At 73.0% G+C, this 13,780-nt stretch carries 9 protein-coding genes; 2 read left to right on the forward strand and 7 right to left on the reverse strand.

What is annotated here, in order from left to right:
* Window positions 1-33: 33 nt before the first annotated feature.
* Both GR130_RS38000 and GR130_RS38005 read right to left on the reverse strand, forming a co-directional pair.
* The gene (locus GR130_RS38000; protein WP_159509035.1) at window positions 34-957 is read right to left on the reverse strand and encodes an FkbM family methyltransferase; all 924 of its coding nucleotides are present in this window, start codon (window positions 955-957) and stop codon (window positions 34-36) included.
* 90 nt (window positions 958-1,047) lie between these two features.
* A complete protein-coding gene (locus GR130_RS38005) occupies window positions 1,048-2,277 on the reverse strand; it encodes an amidohydrolase family protein (protein WP_159509037.1) in 1,230 nt (409 codons plus the stop codon).
* A gap of 224 nt (window positions 2,278-2,501) precedes the next feature.
* Between GR130_RS38005 and GR130_RS38010 the strand changes: the two genes are divergently transcribed.
* Window positions 2,502-2,942, forward strand: a complete 441-nt coding sequence (locus GR130_RS38010; protein WP_159509039.1) for a DoxX family membrane protein — start codon at window positions 2,502-2,504, stop codon at window positions 2,940-2,942.
* A 76-nt stretch (window positions 2,943-3,018) separates the two neighbouring features.
* Here the strand turns inward: GR130_RS38010 and GR130_RS38015 are convergent, their stop codons facing one another.
* Complete coding sequence (locus GR130_RS38015) at window positions 3,019-3,501, reverse strand: hypothetical protein (protein WP_159509041.1); 483 nt, start codon at window positions 3,499-3,501, stop codon at window positions 3,019-3,021.
* A 466-nt stretch (window positions 3,502-3,967) separates the two neighbouring features.
* Between GR130_RS38015 and GR130_RS38020 the strand changes: the two genes are divergently transcribed.
* Window positions 3,968-6,667 (forward strand): SpoIIE family protein phosphatase, encoded by a 2,700-nt coding sequence (locus GR130_RS38020; protein ID WP_159509043.1) that lies wholly within the window; start codon window positions 3,968-3,970, stop codon window positions 6,665-6,667.
* Window positions 6,668-6,703: 36 nt separating this feature from the next.
* On the opposite strand, the gene GR130_RS38025 is transcribed toward GR130_RS38020, so the two are convergent.
* The 4 genes from GR130_RS38025 to GR130_RS38040 all read right to left on the reverse strand — a co-directional run bounded on the left by GR130_RS38025 (window position 6,704) and on the right by GR130_RS38040 (window position 13,663).
* Window positions 6,704-8,653, reverse strand: a complete 1,950-nt coding sequence (locus GR130_RS38025) for an ABC transporter ATP-binding protein (protein ID WP_159509045.1) — start codon at window positions 8,651-8,653, stop codon at window positions 6,704-6,706.
* A 123-nt stretch (window positions 8,654-8,776) separates the two neighbouring features.
* A complete protein-coding gene (locus tag GR130_RS38030; protein ID WP_201305115.1) occupies window positions 8,777-8,980 on the reverse strand; it encodes a hypothetical protein in 204 nt (67 codons plus the stop codon).
* 268 nt (window positions 8,981-9,248) lie between these two features.
* Window positions 9,249-10,721 (reverse strand): amino acid permease, encoded by a 1,473-nt coding sequence (locus tag GR130_RS38035; RefSeq protein WP_201305116.1) that lies wholly within the window; start codon window positions 10,719-10,721, stop codon window positions 9,249-9,251.
* A 353-nt stretch (window positions 10,722-11,074) separates the two neighbouring features.
* Entirely contained in the window at window positions 11,075-13,663 is a 2,589-nt protein-coding gene (locus GR130_RS38040) for a SpoIIE family protein phosphatase (RefSeq protein WP_159509047.1), read from the reverse strand.
* Between the last annotated feature and the right edge of the window lie 117 nt (window positions 13,664-13,780).

The raw sequence follows: 13,780 nt of genomic DNA on the forward strand, positions 1-13,780 counted from the left end.
GCGCGTAACGGGCGTACGAGCCGCCGCCGGCCGCTACGGCAGTTCCTCGGCGTCCACCCGCGAGAAGACCAGATCGCTCTCCTCGACGACCGGCCCCCGCCAGCGCACCGGGGCGGCCACCGGCCCGCGCACCGCCGCCGGGTAGCTCCCCGCGGCGTAGCTGTTCGCCAGCCGGTAGGCGTGGAACCCGTGCTCCCGCATCGTCTCCATCAGCTCCCCGACCGAGTCCCCCAGCCGCTCCATCCGCTCGGGGGTGACCTCCACCGTGATCTCGGCGTCCGGCCGCAGCCGTGGCAGCAGCGGCTTCAACCCCCGTACGACCGCCCCCTCCGCGCCCTCCACATCGATCTTGATCACCCGGGCCGCGGCGACCTCCTCCGGTGCGAGCAGGTCCGGCAGCGGGTACGCCTCGACGTCGAACGTGGCCTCGGCCGGCCCCTCGTACGGCACGATGCTGGCCGCACCCATGTTGTGGTTGCTGGCGAGGATGAAGGTCAGCGTCCTCGGGGCGTCGGAGACCGCGGCGTTGAGCGCGCGGATGCGGGTGAGCCCGTTCAGCTCGGCGTGCCGCCGGAGCCTGCGGTGGAACGCCGGCGTCGCCTCGATCGACACGACCCCGCCCCGCTCGCCGACCAGTTGTGCGGCCAGCAGGCTGAAGTAGCCGATGTTGGCGCCGACGTCGACGAAGGTGTCGCCGGGGCGCAGCCGGCGCCGGAGCCAGTGCGTCAGATGCGGCTCCCAGAGGCCGAACAGGTAGATGTAGCGCTGGATGAGGTCCTGAGTGTCGACGGCCATCCGGGCGCCGAACCGCGTCCGTACGACCCGCCGGCGCGGACGGTCCCGCAGCCGCGCGTTCAGGAACCGTTCCGCCAGTTCCGCCTTTCCCAGCACACCGGGGGCGTCCCGCAGATACCCGCGGCCGAGGGTGACCAGGGCCTCGCTCATGGTGTCGCTCATCCGATCGCCTCTCAGCGGGTCCGCGAACCGCCGCGCCGAGGGCCCGCGCCCCCGGAACCCCATCGCGGCCCACGTCGGCCCGGACGATGGTCAGACAGCCGCCCGATCACGGTCGAACGGCAGGTCCAGCATACGAATCGCGTTGCCGCGCAGAAGCTTGTAGGCCACGTCCCGGGGGAGGTCGCCCACGTGGTCGGCCGCCACGTCCTTGGTGTGCGGCCAGGTCGAGTCGACGTGCGGGTAGTCGGTCTCGAAGGTCGCGTTGTCGACCCCTACCGTCTCGATCGCCTCGATGCCGTGCCGGTCGCGGAAGAAGCAGCAGAAGATCTGGCGGTAGTAGTAGGTCGACGGCGGCTCGGGGACCAGGTCCTTCACCCCACCCCACGCCCGGTGCTCCTCCCAGACGTCGTCGGCCCGCTCCAGGGCGTACGGGATCCAGCCCATCTGCCCCTCGCTGTAGGCGAGCTTCAGCCGCGGGAACCTCACCAGCACCCCGCTGAAGAGGAAGTCCATCATCGAGGCCATGGCGTTGTTGAAGGAGAGCGACGCCTGGACGGCGGGCGGGGCGTCCGGGGAGGCGGCCGGCATCTGCGACGACGACCCGATGTGCATGTTCACCACCGTCCCGGTCTCCTCGCAGACCGCGAAGAACGGGTCCCAGTAGCCGGAGTGGATGGACGGCAGGCCCAGGTAGGTCGGGATCTCGCTGAAGGTGACCGCCCGGACGCCGCGGGCGGCGTTGCGCCGGATCTCGGCGACCGCGAGGCCGACGTCCCAGAGCGGGATCAGGCACAGCGGGATCAGCCGGCCGCCGCTGTCCCCGCACCACTCCTCCACCATCCAGTCGTTGTACGCCCGCACGCAGGCCAGCCCGACCTCCTTGTCCTGCGCCTCGGCGAAGGTCTGGCCGCAGAAGCGCGGGAAGGTCGGGAAGCAGAGCGACGCCTCGACGTGGTTGACGTCCATGTCCGCCAGCCGCGCCCCGGGGTCCCAGCAGCCGCGCCGCATCTGGTCCCGGGTGATGCCGTCGAGGGTCATCTCGTCGCGGGAGAAGCCGACGGCCGCGATGATGCGCTTGTACGGGAACAACAGCCCCTCGTACTCCCACCAGTCCGTGATCTGGCCGTCCGGGTCCGTGGTGAACCGGTACTTGCCGCCCACGTACTTCAGCTCGCCGATGCCGGCGGTGAAGGGCTTCGGGCCCCGGTCGCGGTACTTGCCCGGAAGCCAGGTCTCGAAGAGATGCGCCGGCTCGATCACGTGATCGTCCACGCTGATGATCTTCGGAAGCTCTCCGCTGCCGCTCTTTCCGCTGGTCACGCCGTACCCCCAACTCCCGTACCGGTGAGTCCCGCCAAGCCGAATCTGACGAACCATCAGTTCTGCTCGTGCGGAGGCTAGGGGTTCGCCCCTGCAACCACAAGGGAAGCCCGGCAACTCGCCCCCTTGCGCGATCGCACCCCCTCCGCTGAACTGACGAGCCATCAGTTATGCCGGCGGCCGCACCCGCCGCGCCCACCCCGGAGCTGAGAGGAACGGCCCGTATGCACACGATCTGGCTCACCGGCGCCGAATGGTTCGCGGTTCTCCGCATCGGCCTCGGGCTGTGGTGGCTGGAGAGCTGGCGGCACAAGGACAAGAAGAGCTGGTTCGCCGGCAGCGGCATCACCTGGGCCGCGGGCATCGCCGACCAGCACCGCTGGCCGGTGGTCCGCAAGGGCTTCGACCGCGTCGTGAAGCCCCGCCCACGGCTGATGGCGTACGTGGTCGCCTACGCGGAACTGGCCCTGGGACTCGGCCTGATCGCCGGACTGCTGACCCCCGCGGCCCTCGTGGCCGGCCTCGCCCTGAACCTGGTCTACCTCGTGCTGATGATCCACGACTGGGCCGAGCAGGGGCAGAACCTGATGATGGCGCTGATATCCGCCACGGCGCTCTTCGCCATGAGCTGGCAGTGCTGGTCGCTCGACGCCGTCGTCTTCTAGGGCCCGCCCGATGGGTCGGACGCCGTCATGACCAGCACGCGCACGGCGCCGGCGGCGCCCCCTCCCGGCCGTCGAGCTACATCCAGCCCGCCGCCTCGGCCGCCGCGACGGCCGCCGCCTCGTCCGCGTCCGCCTTGCGGTTCAGCGCCTCGTCGCGGCCCATCGCCGGCTGCCCTGCCGCGTATCCGCCGGCCAGGGAGGCGCTGACGGCGGCGCGGTAGGCCGCGTCCGCGAGGTCGCCGGGGCCCGCGTGGGACTGTGCGACCTTGGCGGCAACGGCCGCCGCCGCGGCGGCGTTTCGCGCACAACGGGCGTCCGCCGCCGGGTCCGGGGGAAGCTCCGACGCGTGCGCGAGCGCCCGGGCCGACAGGCGCACCGCGCTGGCCGCCTTCGCGGTCGGGCTCGTCGGCACCGCTCGCGCGTCGTCGTCCGCTATCCCCACGAAGCGGCAGAGGGCCGTCGCGCGGTCGATGGCGCTCCGGCCGCGGGCCGCGTGCTGCTTCCTGAGGATCTCCTCGTGCGATGCGGTCTCACGCTCACCGCCATGGGGTTCGCTCACGGCCGTCTCCTTGTCGGTCGGAACGTCCGCGTCGGGACGTCCACGTCATCGGCTCACCGGCGGCCCCTGGCGGCCCGCGGCGCCGCAGGGCGCGCGGGCCGCCGGGGACGGGCGCCGGCAGGGTGCCACGTAAACCGTGAACAAGCCAGAGCGGAGGGGCGCGGTCGCCGGCACCGTGCTCCCGACCGGCCGGGCGGCCCGCCTCCACGCCCCGACCTCCCCGCACAGGGAGTAGCGCCGCGATGCCGGACAGTACGGACGGGGCCGGCCGCGGCGGCCGGGCTCATCCCGTACGGACGGGCCGGCCGCACCGGCCGGGCTCATCGCGACCACTTGGTCGGCCGGCCGCCCGTTCCACACGCCCGGGCGGCCGCAGGCCCCCGCGTGGCCCCGATACGTCGTACAGTCATGCGATATCCCGGCGTGGTGCGTATCGGACGCACAGCGCACGGGGTACATATGGGGCATGGCCCGAAAATCCGGCCGCTTTTCGTGGTCGCCGTCGGCAGGGCGGCGGCTGCGGTCGGTGACGGGCTCCCGCAGCGTCGCCGAACAGATGTTCGTGCTCCAGATCCTCATCGTGGTGCTGCTCGTCGTGGCGGCGGTGGTCACGTTGCTGGTGCAGTCCCGCAGCGACCGGTTCCAGGGGGCGCGGGACCGCTCGCTCGCCGCGGCGGAGGCGTTCGCGCACAGCCCGGGGCTGGTGAACGTCATGCGCGGGCCCGACCCCTCGAAGGTGCTCCAGCCGCTGACCGAGGCCGCGCGCAAGCAGGGCGGGGTCGACTTCATCGTCGTCATGAACCGGCAGGGCATCCGCTACACGCACCCCAAGCCGCAGGAGATCGGGAAGCGTTTCGTCGGCACCATCGGGCCGTCGCTGCAGGGCCGCATCACCACCGAGAGCGTGTACGGCCCCCTCGGCCACGAGGCGCAGGTGGTGGTCCCGGTCATGGACGCCAAGGGCGCGGTCGTGGGCATGGTGTCGGCGGGCATCAAGGTCAGCCGGGTCAGCAGCGCGATCGACCGGCAGCTGCCGGTCGTCCTCACCGCGGGGGCCGCCGCGCTGGCGCTCGCCACGACCGGCACCGCACTGGCCAGCCGCCGGCTGCGGCGCCAGACGCACGGGCTCGGGCCGGTGGAGATGACCCGCATGTACGAGCACCATGACGCGGTGCTGCACGCCGTACGCGAGGGGGTGCTGATCGTCGACGCGGACGGGCGGGTGGTGCTGGCGAACGACGAGGCGCGGCGCCTCCTCGGGCTGGCCGCGGACGTGGAGGGCCGCCGGGTCACCGATCTCGGGCTCGCCCCCCGGACGACCGAGCTGCTGGTCTCCGGGCGGACGGCGACCGACGAGGTGCTCCAGGTGGGAGAGCGGCTCCTGGCGGTGAACAACCGGCCCACCGACCGCCGGGGCGGCCCGCCCGGCAGCGTGGCCACGCTGCGGGACTCGACCGAGCTGCTGGCCCTGGCGGGCAAGGCGGAGTCCGCGCAGAGCCGGCTGCGGCTGCTGTACGAGGCGAGCGTGGCCATCGGCACCACCCTGGACGTGCGGCGCACCGCCGAGGAGCTGACCCAGGTCGCGCTGACCTGGTTCGCCGACTACGCCACGGTCGACCTCGCGGAGCCCGTCCTCAGCGGCGAGGAGCCGCCCTCGGGGGCGTACCACGAGGCGCCGGAGCTGCGCCGTGTGGCGGTCGCCGGGATCCGCGACGACAGTCCCCTCTACCGGGCCGGCGAGCTGCACCGGTACCCGGCGATCACGCCGATGGCCGCCGGTTTCGTCACCGGGCAGCCCGTGCTCGTCTCCGACCTGGAGGCCGCCGAGGAGTGGCTCACCCAGGATTCCGGGCGTCTGCGGCAGGTGATGAACCACGGCTGCCGGTCCCTGATCACCGTTCCGCTCCAGGCGCGCGGCGTCCTTCTGGGGATCGCCAATTTCTGGCGCACCCAGGAGACCCCGCTCTTCGAGGAGGGCGACCTGTCACTGGCCGAGGAGATGGCGGCGCGGGCCGCCGTGTGCATCGACAACGCGCGCCGCTTCACCCGCGAGCACACCATGGCCGTCACCCTCCAGCACAGCCTGCTGCCGCGCGGCCTGCCCGAGCAGAACGCCCTCGACCTGGCCCACCGCTACCTGCCCGCGCAGACCGGGGTGGGCGGCGACTGGTTCGACGTCATCCCGCTGCCGGGCGCCCGGGTCGCCCTGGTCATCGGGGACGTGGTCGGCCACGGGCTGCACGCCGCCGCCACGATGGGCCGGCTGCGTACCGCGGTGCAGAACTTCTCCACCCTGGACCTGCCGCCCGACGAACTCCTCAGCCACCTGGACGAGTTGGTCAACCGCATCGACCAGGAGGCGGCCACCGGCAACGAGGAGGCGGTGGTCACCGGCGCCACCTGCCTGTACGCGATCTACGACCCGTCCAGCGGGGTGTGCAGCATGTCCCGCGCGGGCCACCTGCTGCCGGCGCTGGTCCGCCCCGACGGCACCGTGGAGTTCCCCGAGCTGCCCGCCGGACCGCCGCTCGGCCTCGGCGGTCTGCCGTTCGAGGCGGTGGACCTGGAACTGGCCGAGGGCAGCAGCCTCGCCCTGTACACCGACGGCCTCGTCGAGGGCCGCAACCGGGACATCAGCGGCGGGCTCGGCACGCTCGCCGCCGCTCTCGCGCATCCCGGCCGGACGCCCGACGAGACCTGTGACGCGGTGCTCGCCGCCCTGCTCCCGGACCGCCAGCGCGACGACATCGCCCTGCTCGTCGCGCGCACCCGCGTCCTGCGGCCCGACCGCATCGCGCACTGGGACGTCCCGTCCGACCCGGCGGCGGTCGCGGACGCCCGGGCCGCGATCACCGGGCAGCTGGAGGTATGGGGCCTGGAGGAGGCGGCCTTCACCACCGAGCTGGTCATCAGCGAACTGATCACCAACGCCATCCGCTACGCCACCGGCCCGATCCATGTGCGCCTGCTCTACGACCGCACCCTGATCTGCGAGGTCTCCGACACCAGCAGCACCTCCCCGCACCTGCGCTACGCCGCCGACGAGGACGAGGGCGGCCGCGGCCTCTTCCTCGTCTCCCAGCTCACCCAGAACTGGGGCACCCGCTACACCCCGGAGGGGAAGATCATCTGGGCCGAGCTGTCGCTGGAGCAGGGCGGGTGGTGACACCGGACGCCGACGGGCGCGGCGCCCGGGACCCGGTCAGCGGGAGTGCACCGCCCCGTCCCGCGTCTGCGGGTACGCCGCGAACAGCGTCGCGTACAGGCCGCTGCGGGCGAGGAGTTGGCGGTGGGTGCCGGATTCGACGAGGCGGCCGCGGTTGAGGACGAGGACCCGGTCGGCGTCGGCGGCGAGGTCCAGGTCGTGGGTGATGACGAGGGTGGTGCGGCCCTCGGCCAGGCGGCGCAGCGGGGTCAGGATGCGCTGCGCGGCGAGGGTGTCGAGGCCGGTGGTGGGCTCGTCGAGGATCAGCACGGGGGCGTCGCGGAGCATCGCGCGGGCGATGGCGATGCGCTGCAGCTGGCCGCCGGAGAGGCCGGTGGTGGCGGGGGCGATGACGGTGTCGTAGCCGTCGGGGAGGGCGGTGATGAAGGAGTCGGCGTCGGCCGCCCGGGCCGCGCGGACCACGTCGTCGTGGGTCGGGACGGGGTCGTCGCGGCCACAGGCGATGTTGTGTTCCACGGTGTCGTGGAGGACCAGGGTCTGCTGCGGCAGCAGCGTGATGCTGCTGCGGAGCTGGGCGAGCGGGAGGCGGTTGACGGGGACTCCGTCGAGGCGGATGGTGCCGGCGTCCGGATCGTAGAAGCGCAGCAGGAGGGCCGCCAGGGTGGACTTGCCGGCGCCGCTGGGGCCGGTGACGACCAGGAACTCGCCGGGGCCGGTGGCGAAGGAGAGTGAACTGAGGGCGCGGTGCAGGGAGTTGGGGTAGCTGAAGCTGACCCGGTCGGCCTGTAGCGCGCCCCGTGCGCGGTGCGCGAGGCGGGTGGTGGCCCAGGGCGGCGGGTCGGTGACGGAGGGGTCGGCGTCGAGGATCTCCAGCAGCCGGTCGGCGGCGGCGGTCGCGGCGGTGGCGGTCAGGCCGAGGCTGCCCAGGGAGCGGATCGGCGGGTAGAGGTAGCCGATGAACGCGGCGAAGGCGAGCAGCTGGCCCAGTGTCATCCGGCCCTGGGAGATCTCCCAGGCGCCCAGGCCGATGACGGCCAGCACGCAGATCGTCTCCAGGACCTCGGTGAGCTGGCCGTAGAGCGCGTTGAGCCGGGCGCTGGTGACGCAGGCGCGCAGGAAGCGGCCGGCTTCGCGGGCCAGCCGCGCCTCCTCGTCGCGCTGCCGGTTGTACGCCTGGGTGAGCACGACGTTGACGAGCGCCTCCTCCACGACGGAGGTGACCGCGCCGTCCGCCGCGCGCACCCGGCGGGAGACCGTGCGCAGCCGGTTGGTGAAGCGGCGGGTGGCGGCGAGGAAGATCGGGGCCGCGACGAAGGTGGCGAGCGCCAGGTCCCACCGCAGCCAGAGCGCCGCGGCGCCGTAGAAGAGGGCGCTGAACAGGGCCGTGGACGCCCCCAGCAGGCCGGAGATCACGAGGTGTTCGATGGCGTCGATGTCGCCGGTCAGCCGCTCGACGAGGTCGCCGCGGCGGTTGCGCTGGAAGAAGTGCGGCGGCAGCGTCTGGAGGTGGGCGAAGACGCGGGCCCGCAGGCGCAGCAGGAAGCGCTCCGCGGTCCAGGCCGCCAGAGAGTCGCCCAGATAACCCACCACGGCGCCGGCGACGGCCACCGCGAGCCACTGGCCCGCCGGGGTCCAGAAGGCGCTGACCGACCCCTTCTGGAGGGCGCCGTCGGTGAGGCGGGCGAAGAGCAGGATCGCCACCGTCTCCGCGAGCGCGGCGATGACGGCGAACAGGCCGATCAGCAGCATCCACTTGCGGTCGCCCCGCGTCAGCGGCCAGAAGCGGCGGAACGCCTCGGCGGCGCCCACGTGGCGGGTGAGGATCGGGGCGTCGGTCGACAGGCCGGTCGCCTGCGGCGCTGCCGGGACGGTCTCCGGCGCCGGGGGGACGGCCTCCGGCGCGGGGTGCACGGGTCCCTGGGCCGTCGGCGGCGGTTCGGGGGCCGCCCTCGGCCCTGGACTGCGGCGTGCGCTGCGCAGATGCATGGCCGTCACGTCACCGCGTCACCGCGGATCCGTCATCGGGGAACTACGGACGGTACGGGCCCCAGGTCATGAGACGGACCCGCGCCAAGACGCGGGCCTGCCTCTAACTCTGGGGTGCGAACATTACCGGCCGCCACGGCCGCCGCGTCCGCCGAAGAAGCCTCCGCGTCCGCCGTAGCCGCGTCCGCCGAAGAAGTAACCTCCGCGTCCGCCGTAGCCGCGTCCGCCGAAGAAGTAACCTCCGCGTCCGCCGTAGCCGCGTCCGCCGAAGCGCCAACCGCCCCAGCCGCCGCAGCCTCCGCCGTGGTTGAGTACCCGGAAAGCCATCTCCGCCTCCTGTGATCGGAGCTTCGCCGCGGCCATCCGCATCGTTTCGGGTCCGCGATTCGGATCTCTCCGGCCGCGACATCTCCGAGGCTACGTCGCCCAAATAGTCCCAACAAGGGTCATACGTGAAAATTCAGGCAAAGGCATAGATCCCGACAATTCACTTGCCGTAGAAGGCCGTTCACGCGGTGTGGGCACCCCCGGAACACCGCCGTCCCGGTGGTGCGCGAGGCTCCACCGGGACGGGATGCGGGCGTTTGACCAGCGGCTAGCCGGCGACGGCGTCCCGGTTCGCGCGGGCGCCCAGCCGGTCGCGTACCAGCGAGATGCCGACCACGATCACCGCGAGCAGCAGCGACAGCAGCACCTGGATGCGTCCGCCGCCGGCGCTGCCGTCGGTGAGCATGTACGCCAGCACGAACGAGATCATCGCGATCGTCACCCAGGTCAGATACGGGAACAGCCACATCCGCACGACCAGCTTCTCCGGGTTCTCGCGCAGGATGATGCCGCGCATCCGCAGCTGCGAGAAGCAGATGACGAGCCAGACGAAGAGCGCGACCGCGCCCGACGAGTTCAGCAGGAACTGGAAGACGGTCTTCGGCCACAGGTAGTTGAATCCGACCGCGACGAAGCCGAAGACGACCGAGGCCAGGATCGCCGTCTGCGGGACGCCGCGCGCGCTCGTCCGGGCGAAGGACCGGGGGGCGTCGCCGCGCTGCCCCAGCGAGAACGCCATCCGGGAGGCCGTGTAGAGGCCGGAGTTGAGGCAGGAGAGCACCGCGGTCAGCACGATGACGTTCATGAACTGGCCGGCGTGCGGGATGCCCATCGCGTCCAGGGCGGCGACGTACGAGCCCTTCTTGACGATCGACGGGTCGTTCCACGGCAGGACGGAGACCACGACCAGGATCGAGCCGAGGTAGAAGATGCCGACCCGCCAGATCACGCTCTTGGTGGCCTTGGTCACCGCGCCCCGCGGGTCCTCGGACTCGCCCGCGGCGAGGGTGACGATCTCGCTGCCCATGAACGAGAAGACGACCATCAGGACACCGGTGAGGATCGCGCTCGGCCCGTGCGGCAGGAAGCCGCCGTGCGAGGTGAGGTTGCCGAAGCCGCTCGCGGCGTGGCCCGAACCGGGCAGCACACCGGCGATGGCCAGCCCGCCCAGCACGATGAAGCAGGCGATGGCGACGACCTTGATGCCCGCGAACCAGAACTCGAACTCACCGAAGGAGGCCACCGAGGCCAGGTTCGAGGCGGTCAGGACGAGCATCACGATCAGCGCCCAGGCCCACTGCGGGACGGCCGGGACCCAGCTGGTGAGGATCGCCGCGCCGGCGGTCGCCTCGACGGCGAGCACCACGACCCAGAAGAACCAGTACAGCCAGCCGATCGAGAAGCCGGCCCAGCGGCCCAGCGCCCGGTCCGCGTACGCGGAGAAGGACCCGGAGGTCGGGTTGGCCGCGGCCATCTCCCCGAGCATCCGCATCACGAAGACGACCAGCATGCCCACCAGCGCGTACGACAGCAGGATGCCGGGGCCGGCCGCGGCGATGCCCGATCCGGACCCCACGAAGAGGCCCGCGCCGATCACGCCGCCGACGGCGATCATGGACAGGTGGCGGTTCTTGAGGCCGGACTTGAGGCCCGGGGACGCACCGGGGTCCGGTGTGGCCGGGCCGCCGTGCGTGCCGTCGGTGGGAGGAGACGCCACAGGGGCAGGGCGAGGTGAGGTCATCTCGATATCCATGACTTCGTCGGAGGGGCATGCCAGGCGCGAAAACGGCGGCATTCGGGGCCACGGTCTTCGGATGGCGCGGTCCTGGCGTCGGCCCCGCGCGGTGCGGTGGCCTCGTGTCCCGCGCTTTGTGCTCCGCCTCCTTTGGGGAGGTGAGAGCCGCATCACGTCCGGAATGGATTTGCGCAAGCGTATGTGCCGCCGTGCGGCGAGGTATTTGTGCGGGCCGACAAACTCAGCCGCCAGGGCTGTCCGACCGGCCAATGCGCGGCGCCCCGCCGCGGGCGGGCGCCGCCGCCCCCGGCGCCCTCACGGCACGACGACCGCGGCGCCACAGCACCACGACCGCGCCCTCACAGCACGACGGCCGCGGCGTCCTTCAGCGCGTCCCGGTGCCCCTGCTCCGCCCAGATGATCTTCCCGTTCGCCGTGAACCGCGTCCCCCAGCGCCGGGTCAGCTGCGCGACGATCAGCAGCCCGCGCCCGCCCTCGTCCGTGGTCCGCGCGTGCCGCAGATGCGGTGCCGTGCTCCCGGTGTCGAACACCTCACATATGAGGGCCGCGTCCTGGCGGATCAGCCGCAGCGTGATCGGCCCGCCGCCGTGCCGGATGGCGTTGGTGACCAGCTCGCTGACCACCAGCTCGGTGGTGAACAGCAGCGGCTCCATCCCCCACACCGACAGCTGCCGCCCGGCCAGCGCACGGGCCCGCGCCACCACCGCCGGGTCGGTGGGCAGATCCCACGAGGCGACCTGGCCCGTGCCGAGCGCGTGCGTACGGGCCAGCAGCAGCGCGGCGTCGTCGGACGGCGGCCCGGTCAGCAGCGCCGCCACCGCGTTCCGGCCGACCTCCTCCAGCGTCGCCCCGGGCGCCGCCAGGGCCCGGCTCAGCCGGGACATCCCGACCCCGAGGTCCCGATCGCCGGTCTGCAGCAGGCCGTTGGTGTAGAGCGCCAGCAAACTGCCCTCGGCCAGTTCCAGTTCGGCCGGTTCGAAGGGCAGCGCGCCCAGGCCGAGCGGCGGCCCGGCGGGCAGGTCCGGAAACGCCACGGTGCCGTCCGGGGCGACGACCGCGGGCGGCAGATGGCCGGCGCGAGCCATCGTGCAGCGCCTGCTGACCGGGTCGTAGACGACGTAGAGGCAGGTGGCGCCCATGAACCCCATGGGGGTGGCCGGGGTGCCGTCGTCCTCGCCGGCCGCCGACCCGCCGTCCCGCCGGGTCTCCATGAGCCCGATGACCAAGTCGTCGAGCCTGGCCAGCAGTTCGTCGGGCGGCAGGTCCAGGTTGGCCAGCGTCCGCACGGCCGTCCGCAGCCGCCCCATGGTGGCCGCGGCGTCGATACCGTGCCCCACCACGTCCCCGACGACCAGCGCGACCCGCGCCCCCGACAGCGGGATGACGTCGAACCAGTCGCCGCCCACCCCGCTCGGCGCGTCCGCCGGGTAGTACCACGACGCCACGTCCAGCGCGGAACCGCCGGCCAGCGCGTGCGGCAGCAGGCTCCGCTGCATCATCCGGGCCGCGGTGCGCTCGCGGGTGAACCGCCGGGCGTTGTCGATGCACACGGCGGCCCGCGCCACCAGCTCCTCGGCGAGCCGGACGTCGTCCGCCGCGAACGGCCCCAGCCGCCGGGACCGTACGAACGTCGCCGCGCCGAGCGTGACGCCCCGGGCCCGCACCGGCGCCACCATCATCGACCGGAACCCGAACTCCCTGACGACATCGGCCCGTTGCGGATCCTCGGTCATCCAGGAACTGCCGGCGGCCAGCTGCGACTCCACCACCGGCTCCCCCGACAGCAGACAGCGCGCCACCGCCGACGACGGCGCCCGCCGCACCACCTCCCCCACCGCCGGCCCCGCCTCCGGGCACCCCTCGCGGACCGACCGCTGCCCCGACCGCCGCATCGTCGGCGTGCTGTCGACCGGCCCCGGCACCGGCTCCTCGCCGCGGAGCACCGAGTCCAGCAGATCGACGGCGGCGAAGTCGGCCAGCGCCGGCACCGCCACGTCGGCCAGCTCCTGCGCGGTCCGCGTCACGTCCAGCGTGCTGCCGATCCGGGCGCTGGCGTCGTTCAGCAGCGCCAGCCGCTCCTGGGCCCGCCAGCGCTCGGTGACGTCGATGACCATGTACCAGATCCCGGCCTTCCGGCGGTGCGGGCCGGCCAGCCGGAAGAACGACGCGGAATACGCCCGCTCCTGCGTCGGGTCCGCGTAGGTGGGGCTGCGGAACTCGTAGTCCATCACCGGCACCCCGGTCGCCAGCACCCGCTTCATCCGCTCGTCGAACGCCGCCGCCTCCTCCGGCGGCAGCACCTCCCCGACCGTCCGCCCCAGCCGCCGCTCCAGCGGTATCAGCCGCTCCAGCACGTCGTTGACCCAGACATAGCGCAGCTCGGTGTCCAGGACGGCCATCCCGACCGGCGCCTGCGCCAGGAACGGCTCCAGCATCAGCTGGTTCACCCCGCCCCCCGGCACCCGCCACTCCTCCAGCGCCAGCACCGCCCACCGCTCGCCGCCGCGGCCCGCGCCGTCATCGGGCTCACCGTCATCCGCCGTACCGGCACCTTCCGTACCGGCCTCCGCGATGCCGGCCACCCGGGACACCTGCACCGCCAGCTGCACCGCGCGGCCGTCCCGGTGGCGCACCGCCACCGACCCGCTCCAGCCGTCCCCCGCCCGGCACCACCGCGCCACCGCCGCCGCCCGCTCCGCATCGCCCGCCACGGCGAGCAGCTCCAGCGCTCCGTGCCCCAGCACCTCACCCGCGGGATACCCCAGCAGCCGCTCCGCCGCCCGCGTCCAGGCGACCACCGTCCCCCGCGCGTCCAGTTCGGCCACGGCCGCCATGGTTATGTCCCAGGCCGCCCGGTCCCCGCCGTCGCCCACCCTGCCGCCCGCCCCGTCGCCCGGCCGCTCCGGCCGGTCCGTCTCCGAGGTCATCTCATCGCCAGCCCGTTGCAGACCGTTGCCCCAGTGGCGCAAACACCATGCTCATTCTAGGAGAATCGGCGCCCGGGAGCCCGGGCGTACGGGGGCGGAGCAGGGCGTACGGGGGGC

It is taken from the genome of Streptomyces sp. GS7 (assembly GCF_009834125.1).
Classification (GTDB): Bacteria; Actinomycetota; Actinomycetes; order Streptomycetales; family Streptomycetaceae; genus Streptomyces.

What these genes read in the sequence shown, in the direction of transcription:
- GR130_RS38000 (WP_159509035.1), bottom strand. Translation starts at nt 957, where the DNA reads ATGAGCGACACCATGAGCGAGGCCCTGGTCACCCTCGGCCGCGGGTAT.
- GR130_RS38010 (WP_159509039.1), top strand. Translation starts at nt 2,502, where the DNA reads ATGCACACGATCTGGCTCACCGGCGCCGAATGGTTCGCGGTTCTCCGC.
- GR130_RS38020 (WP_159509043.1), top strand. Translation starts at nt 3,968, where the DNA reads ATGGCCCGAAAATCCGGCCGCTTTTCGTGGTCGCCGTCGGCAGGGCGG.
- GR130_RS38025 (WP_159509045.1), bottom strand. Translation starts at nt 8,653, where the DNA reads ATGCATCTGCGCAGCGCACGCCGCAGTCCAGGGCCGAGGGCGGCCCCC.
- GR130_RS38030 (WP_201305115.1), bottom strand. Translation starts at nt 8,980, where the DNA reads ATGGCTTTCCGGGTACTCAACCACGGCGGAGGCTGCGGCGGCTGGGGC.
- GR130_RS38035 (WP_201305116.1), bottom strand. Translation starts at nt 10,721, where the DNA reads ATGACCTCACCTCGCCCTGCCCCTGTGGCGTCTCCTCCCACCGACGGC.
- GR130_RS38040 (WP_159509047.1), bottom strand. Translation starts at nt 13,663, where the DNA reads ATGACCTCGGAGACGGACCGGCCGGAGCGGCCGGGCGACGGGGCGGGC.